The 20,772-nt window shown below is 67.6% G+C and carries 16 protein-coding genes and 1 pseudogene; 4 read left to right on the forward strand and 13 right to left on the reverse strand.

The genetic code is table 11. The annotated features are described in order from the left end of the window. Positions 1–75: 75 nt before the first annotated feature. On the forward strand, positions 76–1,446 hold the full coding sequence (locus ACZY08_RS02010) for a sulfatase family protein (protein WP_463742946.1): 1,371 nt from the start codon (positions 76–78) through the stop codon (positions 1,444–1,446). 78 nt (positions 1,447–1,524) lie between these two features. Continuing rightward, a pseudogene (gene stf0 / locus ACZY08_RS02015) lies at positions 1,525–2,322 on the forward strand (trehalose 2-sulfotransferase); the annotation flags it as partial. Between the two features lie 55 nt (positions 2,323–2,377). Here stf0 and ACZY08_RS02020 read toward each other — a convergent pair. Both ACZY08_RS02020 and ACZY08_RS02025 read right to left on the reverse strand, forming a co-directional pair. Then, positions 2,378–3,220 carry an alpha/beta fold hydrolase gene (locus ACZY08_RS02020; RefSeq protein ID WP_463742947.1) on the reverse strand — a complete coding sequence of 281 codons (843 nt, stop codon included), beginning with the start codon at positions 3,218–3,220 and terminating at the stop codon, positions 2,378–2,380. 53 nt (positions 3,221–3,273) lie between these two features. Then, a complete protein-coding gene (locus ACZY08_RS02025; protein ID WP_463742948.1) occupies positions 3,274–4,041 on the reverse strand; it encodes a trans-aconitate 2-methyltransferase in 768 nt (255 codons plus the stop codon). A gap of 54 nt (positions 4,042–4,095) precedes the next feature. Between ACZY08_RS02025 and ACZY08_RS02030 the strand changes: the two genes are divergently transcribed. Beyond that, positions 4,096–4,974 carry an amidohydrolase family protein gene (locus tag ACZY08_RS02030; protein WP_463742949.1) on the forward strand — a complete coding sequence of 293 codons (879 nt, stop codon included), beginning with the start codon at positions 4,096–4,098 and terminating at the stop codon, positions 4,972–4,974. Positions 4,975–4,997: 23 nt separating this feature from the next. After that, positions 4,998–6,209 carry an alpha/beta hydrolase family protein gene (locus ACZY08_RS02035; RefSeq protein ID WP_463742950.1) on the forward strand — a complete coding sequence of 404 codons (1,212 nt, stop codon included), beginning with the start codon at positions 4,998–5,000 and terminating at the stop codon, positions 6,207–6,209. Here ACZY08_RS02035 and eccE read toward each other — a convergent pair. The 11 genes from eccE to eccA all read right to left on the reverse strand — a co-directional run bounded on the left by eccE (position 6,165) and on the right by eccA (position 20,708). Then, positions 6,165–7,085: a type VII secretion protein EccE gene (gene eccE / locus ACZY08_RS02040; protein WP_463742951.1), complete on the reverse strand. Its 921-nt coding sequence runs from the start codon at positions 7,083–7,085 to the stop codon at positions 6,165–6,167. The genes ACZY08_RS02035 and eccE overlap by 45 nt on opposite strands. Beyond that, positions 7,082–8,458 (reverse strand): type VII secretion-associated serine protease mycosin, encoded by a 1,377-nt coding sequence (gene mycP, locus ACZY08_RS02045; protein WP_463742952.1) that lies wholly within the window; start codon positions 8,456–8,458, stop codon positions 7,082–7,084. Before mycP ends, eccE begins: the two co-directional genes overlap by 4 nt. Before the next feature lie 7 nt (positions 8,459–8,465). Further along, positions 8,466–9,881 carry a type VII secretion integral membrane protein EccD gene (gene eccD, locus ACZY08_RS02050; protein ID WP_463742953.1) on the reverse strand — a complete coding sequence of 472 codons (1,416 nt, stop codon included), beginning with the start codon at positions 9,879–9,881 and terminating at the stop codon, positions 8,466–8,468. A gap of 2 nt (positions 9,882–9,883) precedes the next feature. Continuing rightward, entirely contained in the window at positions 9,884–10,831 is a 948-nt protein-coding gene (locus tag ACZY08_RS02055; protein WP_463742954.1) for an ESX secretion-associated protein EspG, read from the reverse strand. 16 nt (positions 10,832–10,847) lie between these two features. After that, positions 10,848–11,135, reverse strand: a complete 288-nt coding sequence (locus ACZY08_RS02060) for a WXG100 family type VII secretion target (protein WP_003880383.1) — start codon at positions 11,133–11,135, stop codon at positions 10,848–10,850. A 28-nt stretch (positions 11,136–11,163) separates the two neighbouring features. After that, entirely contained in the window at positions 11,164–11,457 is a 294-nt protein-coding gene (gene esxG / locus ACZY08_RS02065) for a type VII secretion system protein EsxG (RefSeq protein WP_029106090.1), read from the reverse strand. Between the two features lie 61 nt (positions 11,458–11,518). Further along, the gene (locus ACZY08_RS02070) at positions 11,519–13,096 is read right to left on the reverse strand and encodes a PPE domain-containing protein (protein ID WP_463742955.1); all 1,578 of its coding nucleotides are present in this window, start codon (positions 13,094–13,096) and stop codon (positions 11,519–11,521) included. 1 nt (position 13,097) lies between these two features. Then, positions 13,098–13,409 (reverse strand): PE family protein, encoded by a 312-nt coding sequence (locus tag ACZY08_RS02075; RefSeq protein WP_463742956.1) that lies wholly within the window; start codon positions 13,407–13,409, stop codon positions 13,098–13,100. Continuing rightward, complete coding sequence (gene eccCa, locus ACZY08_RS02080; protein ID WP_463742957.1) at positions 13,409–17,386, reverse strand: type VII secretion protein EccCa; 3,978 nt, start codon at positions 17,384–17,386, stop codon at positions 13,409–13,411. The genes ACZY08_RS02075 and eccCa overlap by 1 nt, the downstream gene beginning before the upstream one ends. Further along, positions 17,386–18,942: a type VII secretion protein EccB gene (eccB, locus tag ACZY08_RS02085; protein WP_463742958.1), complete on the reverse strand. Its 1,557-nt coding sequence runs from the start codon at positions 18,940–18,942 to the stop codon at positions 17,386–17,388. The genes eccCa and eccB overlap by 1 nt, the downstream gene beginning before the upstream one ends. Further along, positions 18,939–20,708: a type VII secretion AAA-ATPase EccA gene (gene eccA / locus ACZY08_RS02090; protein WP_463742959.1), complete on the reverse strand. Its 1,770-nt coding sequence runs from the start codon at positions 20,706–20,708 to the stop codon at positions 18,939–18,941. The genes eccB and eccA overlap by 4 nt, the downstream gene beginning before the upstream one ends. Positions 20,709–20,772: the final 64 nt, after the last annotated feature.

Consider the following 20,772-nt stretch of genomic DNA (forward strand, 5'->3'; position numbering starts at 1 on the left):
GCTCTCGATGAGCCAAACGGTTGCGGGCGGCGCATTCGGGCTGTTCGGTCGTAGGGTGGACCGAAAGGATGTGACGTGAGCGAGCTGCAACGGCAGAACCTGTTGATCGTGCACTGGCATGATCTCGGGCGCTATCTCGGCGTGTACGGCCACCCTGATGTGGCCAGCCCGCACCTGGACCGCCTCGCCGCCGAGGGGATCCTGTTCACCCGGGCCCACGCCACCGCACCGCTGTGCTCACCGTCGCGGGGCTCGTTGTTCACCGGCCGCTACCCGCAGAGCAACGGCCTGGTGGGCCTGGCCCACCACGGCTGGGAGTACCGCGCCGGGGTGCGCACACTACCCCACTTCCTTGCTGAATCAGGTTGGCACACAGCTCTGTTCGGCATGCAACACGAAACCTCGCAACCTGCCAATCTGGGATACGACGAGTTCGACGTGTCGAACTCGTTCTGCGAGTACGTCGTCGAGCAGGCCAACGCCTGGCTGAGGGCGTCACCGCAGCAACCGTTCCTGCTCACCGCCGGATTCTTCGAGACGCACCGGCCCTATCCGCGCGACCGATACGAACCCGCCGAGGCCGACGACGTCGCCGTACCCGACTATCTGCCCGACACCTCTGCGGTGCGTGACGACCTCGCCGAGTTCTACGGCTCGATTGCGGTAGCCGACGCGAAAGTCGGGGAACTGCTCGGCACCCTGGCCGCGAGCGGTCTCGACGAGAACACCTGGGTGGTGTTCATGACGGATCACGGGCCTGCGTTGCCCCGGGCCAAGTCCACGCTGTACGACGCGGGCACCGGCATCGCGCTGATCGTGCGCCCACCGCGGGGGTCTGCTCTGGCGCCGCGCCGCTACGACGAACTGTTCAGCGGGGTCGATCTGCTGCCCACCCTGCTGGAACTTCTCGGCGTCGAGATTCCCGCCGAGGTCGAGGGTCTGTCACACGCCAGCAACCTCACGGCAACCCCCATTGAAACGGTTGAGGTCCGTTCCGAGGTGTACACCACAAAGACGTACCACGATTCATTCGACCCAATTCGCGCCATTCGCACCAAGGAATACAGCTATATCGAGAATTACGCGGCGCGACCATTGTTGGACCTGCCGTGGGATATCGCCGACAGCCCCTCTGGACGTGCACTCGGCGATACCGTCCGGAGCCCCCGGCCCGGCCGCGAACTGTACGACCTCGTCGCAGACCCCACCGAAAGCAACAACCTGCTGGGACCGGACGCCACCGACAAGGCCGAGGCGATCGCGAACGACCTGGCACTGTTGCTGAACGACTGGCGCGAGAAGACGCTCGACGTCATTCCGTCCGAATTCGCCGGCACCCGGATATCGGAGCGTTACACCGACACGTATCTGCATATCCACGGCCGTCCGGCCACCAGCAGATCGGCCATCGCCACCGACCGCGGTATCACCGATACCCGCCATTAGTTTTCATCACGGTGAACGAAACCTCTTGACGCCGTTTTAAATAGGCGCCGCAAACAAATCATGGATAGAGTCTCGCCCATGCCAGATCATCCGACGGCCTACCTGGTGCTCGCATCTCAGCGCAGCGGCAGCACCTTGCTGGTGGAATCCCTACGTGCCACCGGCATGGCCGGCGAGCCCCAGGAGTTCTTCCAGTACCTGCCGACCACCAGCATGTCGCCGCAGCCGCGGGAATGGTTCGCCGGCGTCGAGGACGAGTCGATACTGCGCCTGCTCGACCCACTGGTCGAGGGCAAGCCGGACCTGGCCCCGGCCGAGGTCTGGCGCGACTACGTCCGCACCGTAGGCCGCACCCCCAACGGGGTGTGGGGCGGGAAGCTGATGTGGAACCAGACCCCGCTGCTACTGGAGCGCGCCGAGGGCCTGCCCGACAGATCCGGGCCCGGCCTGCTCGCCGCGATCCGCGCCGTCACCGGCGGCGATCCGGTGCTGATCCACGTCTACCGGCCCGATGTTGTGTCACAAGCGGTTTCGTTCTGGCGTGCGGTGCAGACCAGGGTGTGGCGCGGCCGGGCCGATCCGGCGCGCGATGCGCGTGCCGAATACCACGCGGGTGCCATCGCCCACGTGATCAAGCTGCTGCAGGCCCAGGAGGAGGGCTGGCGCTCCTGGTTCGCCGAGGAGAACGTCTCCCCCATCGACGTGTCTTACCCGTATCTGTGGCGCAACCTGACGACCGTGGTGGCCACCGTGCTGGAAGCGCTGGGCCTGGACCCGCGCCTGGCGCCACAGCCGGTCCTGGAACGTCAGGCCGATCAGCGATCCGACGAATGGGTCGACCGCTACCGCCGCGACGCCGAGGACCAGGGTCTGCCTGGTCTGACGGACTTGACGGGTTTGGCCGGCCTGGCTGACCTGCCCGGCGTGCCCTCTAACCTGTGATTTGTGGAGTTTTAGCCGCACCCGCCACGGCTGAAACTCCACAAATCGCGTCGATGACGCGGTCAGCGTGGGTCAGGTACAGCCCGTGTGCGGCGCCGGCGATCTCGATGAGCTCCGCATGCGGCAGCAGCGCAGCCGTGCGTCGTCCGGTGAGCTCGATGGGCGTCGACGCGTCGGCGTCGCCGTGGATCAGCAGCACCGGAAGGTCGAGTTCGGCGAGCTCCGCACGGTAGTCGGCGTGCGCACCCATCCGCTGGGTGGCCAGCAGGGTCTCGACAGGAACGGCAGCGATCTGGTCCACGGTCCACTCGACGATCTCGGGCGCCACGGTGTGCGGTCCGAAGAACGGTGGCGTGTTGTCGATGCACCATTGCCGCACATCGCGTTCCAGCTCGACGAGCATGGTGTCGAGGATGGCCTCGTCGACCCCCTCGGGGTTGTCCGGCGTCTTGACCACCAGCGGAAGTTGGCCCGCCACCAGTACCGCGCGGTTCACCCGCGCCGTCCCGTGCCGGCTGAGGTAACGCACGATCTCACCGCATCCCAGGGAATGCCCCACCAGTGTCACGTCGTCGAGTTCGAGGTGTCCCAGCACTCGGGCCAGATCGTCGGCCAGCAGATCCACCGTCCACTCACCGTGGTGGGCCCCCGAGCTCCCGTGCCCACGCCGGTCATAGGCGACACACCGAAAGCCCTTGTCCACCAAGCGTCGGACCACCTCATTCCACTGGCCCGAATTGAGGCCCCACGAGTGGGTGAAGACCAACACCGGCCCGGATCCGGTGTCGGTGTAGTGGATGTCGGTTCGGTCGGCCGTCTCTAGCGTAGGCATGCGTCGATAGTCGACCGCACAGGTACGCATGTCGATTACGTCGTAGGTAATGCCTACCCCGCGATTTGGGCCACCACGAACACGCGCCGGAACGGGAAGAACGTGATGCCGTCATCGCGTTTGGGGTAGGCCTCGGCCAGCATCGGGATGATGGCCTGCCGGTACTGCTCCCACAGCTCTTCGGTAAGCCGACCTTTCACCTGTGTCAACGCCGTCCCGGTGATCCAGTCCAGAACCGGTGTCTCACCAGATAATTGGTGCACGTAAGTGCTCTCCCAGGCATCCACCACGCAGCCCGCGTCGGTCAACAGCCCGGCATATTCGACGGGCGTATCCACTTGGCCGACATCGCGCCACGGCATGTCTCGCAGCGGCTCGATGAACGGCTCGCGGCGGGCCAGCTCGCGCACCGCGTGGTGGGACGGGGCGTCGAAATTGCCCGGCACCTGAAAAGCGATCCACGCACCCACAGGCAACTGTCCAACCCAGCGCACCACGAGTTCGCGATGCGTGGGCACCCATTGCAGTGCCGCATTGGAGATCACCACGTCCGTGTCGGGTTGCGGCGTCCACTCCTCGATCGCCCCGACGTGTGCCTCGAGCCCGCGCCCCTGCGCGGCTGCCACCATCTCCGGAGAGCTGTCCCAGGCCTCCAGCGTCGCATCTGGCCAACGCTGCGCCAGCGTCTCGGTCAGGTTGCCCGGCCCACAACCCAGGTCCACCACGCGGCGCGGAGCCGACGCAGCCACCCGCGATAGCAGGTCGTAGAACGGACGTCCGCGGTGATCGGCAAAGGCGAGGTAGGTGTCCGGATTCCACATGCCCCGATCATGCCCGGCGGTCGCATTTTCGAGGACGGCTATCGTCAGAGCGCGATGGACGAAGCAAACAAAGTACGGAAGATCTGGACCGAGCTGGGCCTGCCCGGCATCGTCGACGTACACACTCACTTCATGCCCAAGAACGTCATGGACAAGGTGTGGCAGTACTTCGACAGCCAGGGCCCGATGATCGGCCGCGAATGGCCCATCACCTACCGCGCCGACGAGGCGGAACGGGTCGCCACGCTGCGGGAGTTCGGCGTGCGCAGGTTCACCTCGCTGATCTACGCACACAAGCCGGCGATGGCCGCCTGGCTCAATCAATGGGCCAAAGACTTCGCCAGGGACACCCCGGACTGCCTGCACACCGCCACGTTCTTCCCGGAACCCGAGGCCCCAAAGTACGTCGCGGAGACGATCACCGCAGGTGCGCAGGTGTTCAAGGCACATATCCAGGTGGGGAATTACGACCCGAATGATCCCCTGCTCGACCAGGTCTGGGGGCCGATCGAAGACGCCGGCGTCCCGGTCGTGATCCACTGTGGTTCCGGTCCGGTGCCGGGCCGGTTCACCGGGCCAGAGCCGATCGCGAAACTGCTGGGCCGCTATCCACGCCTGGTGCTGATCGTCGCGCACATGGGGATGCCCGAGTACACCGCCTTCCTGGATCTCGCCGAGCAGTTCGGGCAGGTGAGGCTGGACACCACGATGGCGTTCACCCCGTTCGTCGAGGCGATGATGCCCTTCCCCGCCGCCGACGTCGCCCGGCTCAAAGCCATGGGTGAACACATCCTGTTCGGCAGCGACTTCCCGAACATCCCATACGGCTACGCCGAGGCGATACACCACCTGACCGACCTTCCGGGTATCGACGACGCCTGGCGCCGCAATGTCCTACACGACAACGCCGCGAAGTTGTTCGGGCTGAGCTGAGCGGTTGGCTAGCATCGGGAAGCGTGGAGCCGTCCAGCGCAGATCCGGTCGAACCCCCGATCCCTGTTCCCGATGTCCCCGGCGGTGATGCCGGTGCGGGCGGTCTGCCCCGGCGGGCCGATCTGACCGTGCGCCAGCGGGCGATCGTGGATGCCTCCGCGATCGCCGACATCGCGTTGCGCACGGGAGTTGCCTCGATCGTGGCCACGTCGATGGTGCCGACCACCCTTGCGTCGATGCTGGCTTCGATTCGGGACCCGTCGCAATCCCGCGCCGAGCACGACCACATGCGGTTCTACGCCGATCTGGCTGCCGCGCAAGATCCCGCGGTGTCATTTCCGGCGCCCACCCGGCCGCCCCGGGTATCCACCCGCCAGGCCAACCCGATCGCCGAGGTGATCGCTCACGGCCGGGTGGAGAACATCCGGTTCGAGAGCAGTTTCACCGCAGTCAACCCGGCACTGCGCGAAATGTGTGACGGGTTCACCCGCAACAATGTTGTGCGAGCCCAGCATTGGCGCCATGACGACGGCCCGCACCCCACGTTATGTGTGATCCACGGTTTCATGGGGTCGCCGTATCTGGCGAACGGCCTGTTCCTGTCGTTGCCGTGGTTCTACCGCTCCGGCTACGACGTGCTGTTGTACACCCTGCCGTTTCACGGTCAACGCGCCGAACGGTTCTCACCGTTCAGCGGCTACGGATACTTCTCCCACGGGTTCGCCGGGTTCTCCGAGGCCATGGCCCAGGCGGTGCACGACTTCCGTTCGGTGATCGACTATCTGGAGTTCACCGGCGTCGACCGGATCGCCCTGACCGGAATCTCTCTGGGCGGATTCTCCTCGGCGCTACTGGCCAGTGTGGACGACCGGATACAGGCCGTGGTCCCGAATGTTCCTGTGGTGACACCGGATCGCACGGTCGACGAATGGTTCCCGGCCAACAAGTTGGTGGCCCTGCAACGTCGGGTGGCCCGAATCGATCCCGCGTTGACCGAAGCGGCGGCACGGTATGCCTCACCGCTGAACTATCGTCCGGTGGTACCCAAGGAGCGACGAATGATCATCGCCGGCCTCGGCGACCGGCTGGCTCCACCGCAGCAAGCCGAGATGCTCTGGGAACACTGGGATCGCTGTGCGTTCCACTGGTTCCCGGGCAACCACCTGCTACATGTGAGCCAGCCGGACTACCTACGCCGGATGACCCGCTTCCTGCGGGATTTCATGTTCGACTGACCGCTGAAGCAACGTCTGCGGCGTCGCGGCCGGGGTACCGTCCAAACGGTCCGAGGACAACGGGTTCAACGCTGCCAATGCCGGACGGTGCCGGCCACCCGCCGGTTTCAGGCCCGCCAGTGGGCCCTTGCGTGCGGGCCGGTCCTCCGTGCGGAGCGCCGCGGCCACCGTCAGCTGCGGCTGAGTCGGAGATCCGCTGAATTCCAGTGCCGTCCAGGTTTCCTGGGCCGGCAGCGCGCCGAGCCCGGCGAGCACCGCGTACAGCTTGTCGCTCACGCTGACGCGGTAGGCCGCGACAAATCCCGAGTCGTCCTTCACCCCTCGCCAGGTTTCCTTACCGGGGTCGGGCAGCGGGGAATCCACCCCGTCGACGAGCGTGACCGTCCAACCCTGCTCACGCAAGTGGTCGGCGAGCCGACGCCCGACGACTTCAGTGGTGTCCCGCAACGGGATTCGCGATGAACGCGCACGCAGCGCATCGAGATTGTCCACTGCTGCCACGGTCACGCTGATCCAGCTGCGGCGGGTACCGCCGGCGTCACGGTGGGTGATCCGGACCTTGTCGCAGCGAATGCCGTAGCGGTCGAGATAGCTGACCACCACCGGCAACTGGGCCGGGTCCGCAGGATCGACACGCAGCGTGACGGTCTCTGAATCGGCCGGCTGCTCAGGCTGCTTTTTGGCGAGGTTCCGCCGCCACATCGCCAGGTGCCGGGCGACCCGCGTGGTCAGGAACAACCCTCCCCACCAGGCCAGCAACAGCACCACTGCCGCGATGGAAACCCCGAGCACCCACCGTTCGGTGTTGGTCTGCCATGGCCGGGCCAGCACCGCCGTGACGATGAAGAGGGATGCCAGCGCGAGTCGGGCGGTCATGTGGTGGGGTCCTTCCGTCGATATGCGGCGAACGCGACAACGATGGCCGCCAGCGCAAGTACCCCGGTGCCGGCGAAAGCGACGATTCGGCCGGTGTTGTCACGCGGGGTTGGTTCTGGTGGTGCGGCAATGGGTTTGCCTGCAGGAGCCGCCGGTCCGTCCAGCGGCATGTCGGCGACATCCCAGCTGAGTGCGGCCACCGGATCGACACCGCCGGCGCCGATGACGTTCGACGGCGAGCGGGCCGCGCCCTGGGCCGTCGTGGTCAACCGGTGCACCACCTGTCGGGCGTTCAGATCAGGAAACTTGCTGCGCACCAAGGCCGCAACGCCGGACACGTAGGCCGTCGCATAACTGGTGCCGCTGAGCGGAATGAGCTTGCCCTGGTCGGTGGGCAGCGCGTTGGCCAACCCTCCGCCCGGCGCATTGCTCACCGAGGAGATGTTCTCGCCCGGCGCCGAGATCCCCACCCAAGGGCCGGCCATGGTGAATCCGGACGGTTGGCCGGTGGCGTTGAGTGCGCCGACCGACAACACGTAGGGCTGCCACCACGACGGGATCGACACTGAGGAGACACCGCCCCAGTTGCGCGGATCATCGGGGGTTCCGGACAGCGGATTGGATGCGCACGCGGTACCGGTGGTGACCCCGCCCTGGGTGTTGCCGGCGGCAGCGATGATGACCGCATCCTTCTCGAGCGCCGCATAGCGCAGTGCCGCACCGAGTTCGGTCTGGTCAACCGGTTTGTCGGCGGGCAGACACGTCACCACCGAGATGTTGATGACACGCGCACCCATGTCGGCAGCACGGACCACTGCCCGGGCCAGACTTGCCACATCGGCGGCGGCACGGGCCTGGGCGGCATCGGCGCTGGGGGTGCGCGGCGCGAATCGCGGCGAATTCTGCCGGATCGAGATCAACCGGGCTTCCGGCGCAACCCCGGAAAAACCGTCGGGCCCGGGTTGGCCGGCGATGAGACCCGCGACCGCGGTGCCATGGCCGTCACAGTCGGTCAGGCCGTCAGTGGATTCGATGAAGTCTCCACCGCCCTCGACATGGGGCAACCGGGGTCCCGGCTGCACCCCGGTGTCGATGACCGCAACGGTCTGACCCTGGCCGCGGCTCTGTTTCCAGGCTCCGGACAGGTTGAGTGCCAACTGGTTCGGATTGACCGCACCGGGATCGGTACCCGGCCTGGCTTCAGTGCTGACGCACGCCGAACGCTGCGCCATCGCCTCCACCGGGCCGGCACTGCCGGCCGGCGGGGCGATCTGCGGGTCGACCTCGGGCGGGCTGACCGCACCCGCCGACGGGGAGCCGACCAACAGCACCAGGCCGGCTGTGGCCAGAACACCCAGAGTCTTGTGGATCACCGATTCATCACCTGTCGAGAACGAGGCTGAACAGCCCGACGAGGAAGGCCATCACCGGAATCAGCGAAGCATCGAGCCCGGTCCCCAGGAAGCCCACCAGACGCCGCATCGGCAGCGAGTAGGTGTCCGGAGACGCCGCGCGCGGATTCAGTGCGGCGAAAACCCACACCACGACGAGCGCGGCGAGCACTGCCAGCGCCAACCAGGCCGCCTGGTACCGGCCGTCGATCGCGAAGGCCACCAACAGGACAACGGACAGGAGGTAGGGCTGGCTCAGCAGCCAGGCCTTGCACGAGGCGGAGTCCCAGACGCGAGCCTTCAGCACGGCGCCGAGCGCGCCAGCGACCACGACGTACCAGGCCCACGGCGACGCGGTCGACGAACCGACCAGGGCCACCGATCCCGCGACACCGAGCAGCACACCCGCGGCGATCACGCCGGTCTGATGAGACTGACTCACCCGAACCCGACGCGGCAGGTCGGCCAGCACCGACAGCGGTTGCGGCGACGGGGACGGATCACCGGGCGCCGGGATGACCGGCAGCGGGAAGCGCGCCCACATCGCGGACAGTTGAGCGGCCTGAACCGTGACCAGCAAGGCGATCAGGATCAGGGCACACCCGATCACTGTCGCGTTGATCTCCCACAGCGTGGCCGCCGCGGCGACCAACAACACGCCGGCTCCGACCACCGTGGTCGCGGTGAACACCGCGATACCCCGGTCGTCGGGCGAGCTGGCCATGCTGATCAACGACCAGGCAGCCACTCCGGCCGCGGCCAACAGGATGCTGGGCGCACCGAATTCGCCTGGCACACCGAGCGCGAACACTGCGCCGACGGGTACGAGCGCGGCGAGCGCCAACGCGGTGGCCAGAGCTCCTGACCGGCTCCGGGTCGACAGCGCGGCGAGCACGGTGGCGATGGCGATGCCGCCGGCCACGAACAGCCCGAGCAGTTCACCGGTCAGCACGCGATGGGCGACGGCCAGGCCGGTGCCCACCAGGATCAGCCCGATCAGGGCCAGCGATGCGTACCGCGCGATATGGGCGGCCCCCCACGGGCGCTGGCGAGCCGCAGAGAAGATCACCGCAGCGTCGGCGATGTCCTCGACGATGCGCGGGGCGGCCGGCCCGGCGGGAACGGCTTGCAGCGCAAGCAGATCACCGTCCACCACACCGACCGTGTCGAGTGTGGCGTCCAGGCTGTACGGTGCACCTCCCACCGGGGCCAGGCTCAGCCGCACCGGGTCGTTGGCGCCGTCGTCACCGCCGGCGTTGGGGGGCAGCACGATGCGCTGGACCGCGGGCAGGATCTCGCGCAGCGGCAGCTCGGACGGCAGGGCCATCTCGGTCAGCCGGCCACCGTCGTCTCCGGCGGCCAGCACGGCCACCCGGACGATCGGCATCACAGTGTTGTCGGACATTCCTATGCTTTCTGGGTTCTTCTCATGGAGCGTGGATCTCGGTGGGCTACAACGTCATTAGAGCCATTGGACAAATATTGGTTGACGGCTTCGCTGTCGAAGTCGCGGATGAGCGGTTGGTCGGGGAACCAGGAACCGCTCGGCAGGGAGGCGGTGAGCCGCTCGATCGCCATCGCGATCGCCTCGGCACTGCCCGCCGTGAAAGTCGAAATCCACTCCCCGTCGAAGGCTTTCGACGGGGAGACCAGAATCCGCCCTCCGGGGGTGTCGATGATGCTGACCCCCACCTGGGTGGTGACCCGGTGGCCGTCGCGATGTTCTCCGGCCACGATCTCGACATACGTCCGTCGCCCGTCGAACACCGCCTCCACGATCGGGCGGGCCGAGGCTGGGACTCCGAGGAATCCCAGCACCTCGGTCAGCGGCGTGCCGTTGCGGATCTGCTCGTCGGCACGGGCGCCGGCCGCGGCCGGCAGCGCGAACTCCTCGAACCGCGCGGGCCTGCGCTGCGACAGTCCGGCTGTGAGCACCGGTCCCAAGGCGTGCGGGTGGGCGATGTCCATCTCGGTGAACGTCACCAACTGCGCGTTGCGCAGGACGACAACTGTCCGGCCGGCCCGGTCTCCGCTGTGCTCGTCGACTCCTCGCGCAACGATGCCCCGCAGCAGATCTCCCGGCCCGGAGACAAACCGCAGATCGAGCCACTGGGTCGGCCGACAAGCCAACCGAACCCATTGCGCCACCTGCGGATTGACTCCGCCACCGGCGTCGAGCACGCCCATCCTGGTCAGTTCAGCGGCCCGTCCGGCGACAAAGCCGGCCCGCTGTGCCGGTTCGCTGTAGGGCGGCGTGATGGCCAGCACCCACGGGTACGCCCCGGCGCCGAGTACCTCCGCGAGGTACCAGGCCTGATCGGTGGTCAGCTCGACGGCGTTAGCTCCGGTACTCAATGCGGAGCCACCGGCACTAGCCCCACTTGGCGCCTTCAGCCGCGTCGCGGGCACTCATCGACATGGTGTTCATCTCGTGAGTGGACGCCATCGCACGGTAGGCCCGGGTCAGCTCTTCCATCGCCTGGTTCCACTGGGCCTGCCAGGCCTGGTAGGTCATACCGGTGTCACCCTGCCAGGCGCTGCTCAGCGCGGCCTGCTCACTGGCGATGTCAGCACCGACGGCGTGCAGGGCAGCCGAGTAGGTGTTCATCTCTCCGGCGTGAGCCAGCATTGCCGGGTAGTTGTACATGATCTGAGACATGAAAACTCCTGTATCCGGGGTGATTCGGTTAGACCGAGGTGTAGGTGCTGGCGGCGGCGGCATCCTGGGCGACGTAGGTGCCCGCGGCGTCGCCGAGGTTGAGCTGCGCGATGTCGAGCAGCGCGTTGACCTTGGCCGACACCTCGACGAACCGGGCGTGGGCGGCCTGGAACGCGGCCGAGGCTTCACCCATGTGGAAGGCCTGAGACGACATGGCGGCCTGCTCGGCCTGCGCGATGGTGCTGCGCATCAGTGCGGCCTTGGCGCCGAAGGCGGCCTCGGAGGCGATCAACTGGGGGATGTGAGCATCCAACAGGCTCATGGATTTTCCTTTCGGGTCGTGGACATTTGGCGGTGCGACGAACGTGATGACGATGATCTGGTCAGCTGCGGTTACCCCCTTGCGAATCGCCGGGTTCCCAGGAGCCGGGCAGCATCGGCGAGACAGGACTGTCGTCGTAGCTCTCGCCGGCCAGCGTGGTCAGCCCGGCCGCGGTGGCATCGGATTTCGTTTCGGTACCGGTGAATCCCATGGTGCCGGCACCGCTTTCGGACGCTCGGACCCGCGGCTCCGGCTGTGGCTCGGGGTCTGGATCGGGTTGCTCGTAATCCATGTAGGCGTCCGCATAGGCGTGGTCTTCCAGTGCCGCACCTCGCTTACGACGCCGCTTACGCCGGGCCGCGAGCGACGCGGCCACACCCGATGCCGCCGCAGGAATGCCGGAAGCCGGTGCCGAAGCGCTGGACTTGCCGCCGACAGTCGGGCTGAACCCCTCATCGGGGTCACTGCCGAGCACCGCATACGGCGCGAAAGCCGCTGCTGCGACAGGCGCCGGTGCCGCAACCCCTCCGGAGGCAGGTGCAGCGGCGGGCGCGGCGGCTGCTCCTGCCCCACCCCCGACACCCGCAGGACTCAGGCCGGCCATCGGGAGTCCCTGATCGCTGCGGACCGGTGCCACCGGAGCGTCCCCATCGGCCGGAACGTCGACCGGTGCAACGTCGTCGGTGGGAAGCAGGTCGAGGAAACCCAGTGCGGCAAGACCCATTCCGAGGAGCGGGGCCAGGAACGGCGACAGCGCGACACCGATCCACGTGCCCCAGCCCACCGGCTGGAAGATCAGCTGATAGATGACGCCGAACAGGAACGGCCCCCAGGTGGTCAGGAAGCCGGACGGGTTGGTCATCAGGTCGGTGAGCATGCTCTGGATGGTTCCGAGCGGATCGTTGAGGAACCGCAGCAGCTCCTTGCCGCCGATCATCGAGTCATTGCCCAGGTAATCGACCAGCCACTGCGGCAGATTGGGGTACTCGCTGTCGGCCGTCGCGTCGGCACTGGTCAGGGCCGAACCTGATTCCGTCGCAGTGCCCTGCGCCATCATCTGCTGTGCGTTGGCCGAGGCGGCGCCGACTTCCCCGGCACCTGGCTTGAGCAGCATCGGCGATGGCGTGCCGGTCGGTGCCGCCATCACGGCGGCCCCGGAGACAGCCTGGTAGGTGGCCATGGTGGTGGCCGCCTGGATCCACATCCGGACGTAGTCGGCCTCGTTGACCGCGATCGGAATCATGTTGATACCGAAGAAGTTCGTGGCGATCAGCACGCCGTGCACCACATGGTTGAGCGCGAGCTCGGGCATGGTCGGCATGGCCGCCACCGCCGTGGTGTACGCCGCGGCCGCGGTCTCGTGCTGCACGGCCACCGCAGCGCTGTTCGCGCTCTGCTGCGCCAGCCAGGTCAGGTAGGGCCCGTGCGCGGTGATGTACTGCTCCGAGCTCGGACCTTCCCACGACCCGGCCTGCACCGCACCCAACACGCTGGTGAGTTCTGCTGCTGCCGAGGCATATTCGGTACTCAGCGACTGCCAGGCCCCCGCGGCGGCCAGCAACGACCCGGCGCCCGGGCCGCTGGCAAGCAGCGTCGAGTGCACCTCGGGTGGTAGGGCCATCCAAATGGGGGCAGTCATCTCAGATGCCGCGCGCAGTCATGTAGGACGAAGCCGCCATCGCGTCACCGGTGATGTAGCTGGCACCGGACTCGCCGACGCCGACGCCCGAGCGTCCGAGCTCCTCCACGCCCTGGGCCGCGATCGCCGTGTGCTGGGCGCCGTGGGTGCTGAACCCGGTCGCGGTCTGCAGCGAAACCGCGTCGGCCGCAGGCGGAATCACCGCTGAGACCAGGGGTGCGGCCGCGGCGTGCGCGGCGGCCAGCCGCGCGGTGAGCGCCTCGACGGCCGCGCTGGCGGCGGTCAATCCTTCTGGAACTACCCGCAATGTCATCAGAATTCCTTTCGCCCGTTGTTCACGGAAAGTGCCGTGTCATCGATGAGTGGGTTGACGAGCTGGACGAACTCGGGCGCGTCGCCGTCCCCGAGCAACATGCCGCGACCCGCGGGGAACCGGGCGAACCGGTGTCCGCGGAGCTTGCCGCTGTCGGCCGGATTGCCCGACAGCATCAGGGTGGTCGCCTGCAGATCGTTGAGACGACGCAGCAGCGGTGCCGTCATCACGGCGTGCGCCGATCCGGTGGCCCGGGCCGTCACGATGACGCGCAGACCCAGATCGGTGGCCTCGGCCAACAGTCCGACGATGTTGGTCCACGGGCGTTGCCCGGCGAACGGACCGCTGACCGCGGGGCCGTCGGGAATCTGGTCGACGTCGTCGATGATCAGGTAGTGGATGTGACCGTCGGGTCCTGACCGCTGATTCCACGCGCTGAGTTCCTGCGGGCTCAAACCGGCCGGCGGACGGCGCTTCTCGATGAGTGCCGACAGACCCAGCATCGCCGGCAGCACGCGGTCGATGTTGGCCGTGTACTCGTTGTCCGGGAACAACGGCTCCTCCACCAGGTGCAGCCGTCGGTCGACGACGGTGAAGGCCACCTCGTCCGGCCGGGAGTTCTCCCGGATGGTCCGGATGATGTGACGCAGCAGCGTGGTCTTACCCGACTTCGTATCGCCGAACACCGTCAGCAACGGGTTGTCCTTGAAGTCCAGCACCACCGGTGCCAGATCCTCTTCGCGCTGACCGATGACCACCCGCTCGGGGGCCGGGTAGAGCGGCGCCAGCACGGCGGGGGCCAGCGCGGTGGGCAGCAGGCGCACCGGCGGTGCGGTCTGCCCCGGGTAGCGGGAGTTGATGACGGCGATATCGCTCAGCTCTGGCTCGGCGAACAGGAAGTGCTCGGCGGCCATGGTCAGGCCTCGGCCCGGCTGATCGGCAGGTACGGACTCCGCCGGGCGGCGCAGCGCACCGACCACCCGCACGATGCTGTCGTGGCTGTCGTGCAGCTTGAGCTCCAAGCGCAGGCCCAGGCCGTCACGCATCGCGAGCGGTACCTCCAGCCAGTTCGGCGTGGTGATCACGACATGGATGCCGTAGGCGAGGCCGGTGTTGGCCAGCTCGGTCACCTTGGCCAGCAGCGGATTACGGGTGTTGAACGTGTCGGTGTTGTCCCGGCTGAACGCGTACAGGTTGTCGATGACGAAGAAAACCTCGCCGTAGCCGTCTTCATACTTTCCGGTGGAGCTGCCCACCCGGCTCACCGCACCCTGGCGCTGGCGGGCCCGCAGCAGCTGCTCGAGCTCACCGAAGGTGCGGCGGATGCGTTCGGGCTCCAGCGGCGTGGCGACACTGCCGACATGCGCCAGATCGGCCAGGCCGGCGAGCTGTCCGCCGCCGTAATCCAGGCAGTAGAAGCTCACCTCGCTCGGCGAGTGCAACGCAGCCGCCGACAGCACGAAGGTCTGCAGTGCGGTCGACTTGCCCGAGCGCGGACCACCGTGGATCAGCACGTTGGCTGCCGACGAGTTGGCATCGAACACCAAGGCATCCCGGCGCATCTCGAACGGCTTGTCGATCTCGCCCAGCGGCCAACGCAGTTGACCGGGCTCGATCTCGGTGCGGGCCAACACGTCGTCCAGCGCAATCGCGCCGTCCAGCGGCGGCAGCCACAGCTTCGGTGCCTGCGGGCCGTAGGCGGCCAACTGGTCGCCGATGGTGGCGATCAGCTTGCGCGGTGGCGCGACGTTGACCTCTGGCTCGTTCGTGACGATCACCGTATCGGGCTCGGGCTCAACGCGCGAGGCGGTGAACAGCTGTGGCTGCGGCAGCGCCCGCACCACGATCGACTTCTCGGCCCGCGGCGGATCGTAGATGCCGTCGACGTAGGTGCTGCGGAACTTGACCGGCACCGCGCCCGGGGCGGGCACCAGGAAGCCTTCGCCCTTGTGCTCGCGACCCGACTCGATGTGATAGGCGTCCTCGACCCCGATGATCTGACGAGAGATGCTGGGGCTGGCCACCTTCAGACCGATCCGGTACGACGTGTTCTTGTCGATGTCCTTGATCCGGCCCACGTCCAGGGTCTGCGACGCGAACAGGATGTGAATCCGGAACGAGCGGCCCTTGCGCGCGACGTAATCGAACAGGTCGGCGTACTCGGGATGGTCGGCGAGCATCAGGGTGAACTCGTCGGCGACCACGAACAGCGTCGGCATCGGGGGCAGGTCATGTCCGGCTGCGATGGCAGCCTCATACTCGGTGACCGAGTTGAACGCGCTGCCCTGCACGCGGCGGCCGGCTTCCTTGAGCACCTGCTCACGGCGGGCCACCTCACCGCGCAGGGTGTCGGCGAACCGATCGGCCAGCGACTTCTTCTCGGCCATGTTCGAGATGACCGCGACGACCTGCGGGAAATTGCGGAAGATGTCGGCGCCGGCCTCACCCTTGAAGTCGGCGTAGATCACGATGAGCCGCTCAGCGGAGTGAGTGGTCAACAGCGACAACAGGATCGACATCAGGGTCTGGGACTTGCCCGAGCCCGTCATACCGATCATCAGGCCGTGCGGGCCCATACCGCCCTCGGCCTCGTCCTTGAGGTCGAAGTACAGCGGCTCGCCGGTGGCGGTGACGCCGATCGGCACCCGTAGCTCGTCGTCGCGGTTGCGCGGGGCCCACAGGCTCGCCACGTCCAGCGCCGAAGCATCCGGGATGTCGAGCAGCGTGCCGAAGGTGGCGCCGCCGGTAGCGGTGGACCGCACGTAGCCGGGATTGGAATCCCAACGCGACAGCCGCCGCGCGATGTGGGCCGCCTCGGCAGCCGACATCGTGTCAGCCTGATTGACGTAGGGCTGCCAGCCGCTGCTCTGCCAGCGCTCGATCCGGCCTTCGGTGACCCGCAGGATGGGCCGCTCGGGATCCGGGTACTGCTCGCGGTTGGGCAGCTTGTCGCTGCGGTGGATCACGGTGACGCCGGTCAGACCTGGCTTCCGCGCGATGTCGTCGGGATCGGCTTCGGGATCGTCGAGGACGACCAGCAGATGCTTGAGGACCTGGTCCGCCTCGGCGGGGAACGCGGGCCGGCCGGTCAGCGCCCAATCGAGCTGTCCGCGCAGCTCGGTGACGCCGGTCGTCAGGTACCGGGCCGGGCCGACACCGTCGGCCTGCGACGGAATGTCCACGTGCGGAAGCCACTTCAGCCACGACCAGGCCTCGGAGTCGACATCGGGAGAAGCCAGGGCCACCCCGAGCATGGTCGGGTCGTGCCAGGTGACGGCCTGGGCGATCCAGGCGCGCAGCGCATCGCGGACTTCTTCGGCCTCACCGATCACGGTGATCCGGGCGAGCTTGGTGACGTCGATGCCGGTCGGGGCATCGCGCACGGTGCGCTGCACGTCGAGCAGACCACGAAGGGTGCTGTGCGACACCGGCTCCAGGTCGATCTCGTCGGCGGTGTCCTTGACCTTCAGCGCCGCATCCAGTGGCACATCGTGCAGCCCGGCGCGCAGCACCAGGAAGTCGCGGTCACGCGGGTCACGTTCCCACTGCCGGCGGGTACCCGGGACGGTGGCCAGCACCTCGGGCTCCGGGTGCGACCACTCCAGCGCCGCACGCTGCTCACCGGCATGCGCACGGACGTTGTCGCGCACCACCGACAGGTAGCGCAGGTAATCGGCGCGTTCGGCGTCGACCTCCTCGGTGCGCATCTTGTTGCCGCCGCGGTACAGCGCGGTGGCGGCCAGCAGCAGCACGAACGGGAAGAACAGCATGGTCGGCGAGATCATCCGCATCCCGGTGGCGAAAAGGGCCACGATCATGCCCACGATCAGGATGACGATCAGGTAAGGCAGCACCCGGCGCAGCAGTGACGGGGGAACGATCCGCTCCAACTGGGGCGGCGGCTCGATCGTGATGGTGCCCTTGCGGGTGGTCGGCGGAGCCAGCCTGCGCTGGTGCTCGAAGATCAGCCTACTCATTAGCGGGTCGCCTCCAGGCGGGCAGCATTGGCATTGGACGACAGCGCATCATGAGCGGTCAGGGCGTCGCCACGGGACAGGGTCGGGCCGGCCGCGAACTGCGTCAGGATCGACCAGGGAATGGGTAGGGCCGGCGAGGTGAGGCCAAGCGCCGCAACAACTTTGTCGTCACCGGCGGTTTCGATGCCGTAGCGGACGCCGGTGTCGCTGACCCAGAACAACGAGCCTGCGGTCGGCGAACCTGGCTCGGCCCCGACGGTCTGGACGAAGTAACCGCTGCCCGGGGTGAGCGCGACCCGGCTTGCGGCGCCGTTGCTGCCCGCTCCGACCAGATCGACGGTGTGCAGGCCGTCCGGCACCGGCAATGCCGCACCGGAGAGGACCGCCAGCTTGCTCTCGGTGGCACCCGTCGGCTTGATCCATTGGGCACAGGTCACCGGGGCGGTCGACGACGCAACCAGCTTGACCGGTGTGCTCGGGTAACCGGCGGTGTCGATGGCACGTGAGACGGGCATCCGCGACACCTCGTCGGGCCCGATCCGCGGCGCCTGGTCCAAGCCATAGGAGTTGGTGTTCCGCAGGATCGAGGCCAGGACCGGCGAGACCGGCTGTAGACCGTCATTCAGCACCGCGTAGTAGCGGGCGGTGTTGTCGGCGTCGTACGCCGCCACCACGCCGCCGATGGGCACCGGCGTCGACAGCTCGTAGCTCGTCGGCGCACCGGCGTCGGCGATGTGCGGAGCCGCCAGTGCCGGGGCTTCGGGGATGGCGTTGAACAGGCCGGCGGCGATCGGCCGCGGCGCGGGGATCTGCCCGCCGAGACCGAGGGCATCGGTGACGGCGCGGTTGGCCAGATCGATCGAGCTGCGCTTGCCGTCCCACAGCAGCCAGTCGCCCGGCGTCGGGCCTTCCGCGTTGTGCACCAGGACCGCCTGGTCGGACGTCAGCGTCAGGGCACGCTCACCGCCCGATGCGAGGTTGCCGGCGATGACGGTCACTCCGGCGTTGGCGCCCGAGACCGCATCGCACACAGTCCAATCCGCGTCGGTGCCGGCGCTCTGCACCATCCGCTCCGGCGCGCCGGGGATGCCCAGCAGGTTGCCGCGCGGGAACTTGTCGATCTCACTGGTCTTGACCGTGCTCGGGTTGTCCGACTTGCCGGTGATCAATCGCGCCGAGGTCAGGTTGAGCACGGGATGTAACTGTTCGCCCACCCGCACGTACAGCGCAGCCGTGGACCGGTCGGCGAGAACGGCATCGTTCCCGGCAGTCCCACCGGGTCGGAACAAGGAGAACAAGAAACAGCCGACCAAGCCGGTGATCACGATCAATGCGCCGGTCAGCACCGCACGGCTTTGCGTACGCAGCGGGTCCACCAGCATGCGGGTGTCGTGCAGCGCGACGCCAGAAGCGATGCGGCGCATGACGAATCGCCAGCCGGTGACCTGGTTCTTGGTGACAAAGCCGCGCCGGTACGACACCTGGTCGGGGTTTTCGTTGGACGGCGTGCGGGAGGTGAAGGAACGACGCTCGTCGGAAGGGCCGGGCGCGGTCATGCGGGCACCGTCAGACCCAGGCCGCGCAGCAGCGGGCCGGCAGAACTGTTCACGTCACCGGCGGTGATCGTCATCATCTCCTCGTCGGTGAAGTCGTCATTGTCGGAATGATCGAGGCGGTACTCGCGCTCCTCCTCGGAGCGCTCGACCAGGTTGCGGACGAAGCGGCCGTTACCGGCGATGTCGAGGCTGCGGCGCGGAACACCGTTGGCGTCGGGCATGGTTGCCTCGGCCAGATAACCGAACAGCTTCTCCATGTCGTCGTGCGCGGCCTTTTCGAACGTGCTGTCACGCTTCTCGGCCATCCGCTCGGCGATCTCGACGAGTTCGGACGAGGAGTACGACGGGAAGTCGATGCTGCGGGTGAAGCGCGAGCGCAGACCTTCGTTGGTGTCCAGGAAGCTGTCAAGGTCCTTGCGGTAGCCCGCGACGATCACGACGAGCCGGTCGCGGTCGTTCTCCATGCGGGCCAGCAGCGTGTCGATGGCGACCAGACCGAAGTCGTTCTTGGCGCCGGTGGACACCAGTGCGTAGGCCTCGTCGAGGAACAGCACGCCGTCCAGCGCGCTGTCGATGATGGCGTTGGTCTTGGCCTCGGTCTCACCGATGTGCTGGCCGATCAGGTCGGCGCGGTGCACCTCGCGGACCGTCTCCTTCTTGAGAAGCCCCAAGCCGCAATAGATCTTGGCGACGACGCGGGCGATGGTGGTCTTACCCGTTCCAGGCGGGCCGGCGAACACGAGGTGGTTGGTGCGCTGCGCCACGGCCAGCCCGCGCTCCTGGCGCCGGATCGACATGGCGACCGAGCTCTTGAGCCGCGCCACCTGGAACTTCACTTCTTCCAGGCCGATGAACTCGGCGAGCTCGGCTTCGGCCTCGACGAGCAGATGTGCCTTGCGCTCCTTGGCCCCCGGGTCGACGAAGTCGGATTCTGACGGTTCGGTGTCCGGGTCCCACGGGTCGGACCGGGCGTCGATGCGTGCGGCGTTGGTGATCAGCAGCCCGAACGTCGGATCCGACAGAGCCTCTTCGACCTGCTTGTTTTCGGGGTGCGCGGCGAAGAGGTCCTGCAGCACCTCGCCTGCGTCTTCATCCTCGCCCTGCCCGCGCAAGGTCAGTGCCTTCGCCAGCGCGCCGTCGAGCGCGGCCACCGCGACCGGGCCGGACGGGTCCTCCAGGTACGACAAGGCGGGCGCCGGCATGCCGAGCCGGGCCAGCGCGATGCCCAGGGTGATTCGCGCGGCGTGACCGGTGACCTCGTCGAGGGACGAGTCGGTGACGACGGGGGTGAGCAGCCGCACCACGTCGTTCCAGCGCTGGGCCCGGTGGTTGATCGCCACCCGCAGCCAGGTGGCGTTCAACCAGCCCGGCCGGCGGGCGAGCAGCTCGCCCACGAGCGCGTCGGCCTCGGCGAGCTGGCCCTGCGCGGCGCACCGCGCCGCGTAGGCCAGCTGGAAGTCGTCCACCTCGCTGGCACGGAACTGCAGGTACAGCCCGCTGTCATAGGTGAAACCGAGGTCGCCGGCAGCGAGGTCGATCTCGCGTTGCAGCAGACCGGCGCTGGCCCGGGTCCGCCACACCGCGTCGATGACCACACCGGATACGTCGCCCGCGGCGGCCAGTCCGGTCCAGGCGTCACAGTGGTCGTGCGCGATGTGTGCCAGTCCAGCAAAGCCGGACCGGGCTGCGGCGAGATCGGCCGGACGCTGCCGGTCGTTCACCGTCAAGCCCAGCGCACGACAACATGTGGCGAAACGGCTGATCACATCGCGATCGAGCCGGGGCGCTCCCTGAGGCGGAGCCGCAAGCGTGTCACTACCCATATGCGTG

Source organism: Mycobacterium sp. IDUB_9 (assembly GCF_055419505.1).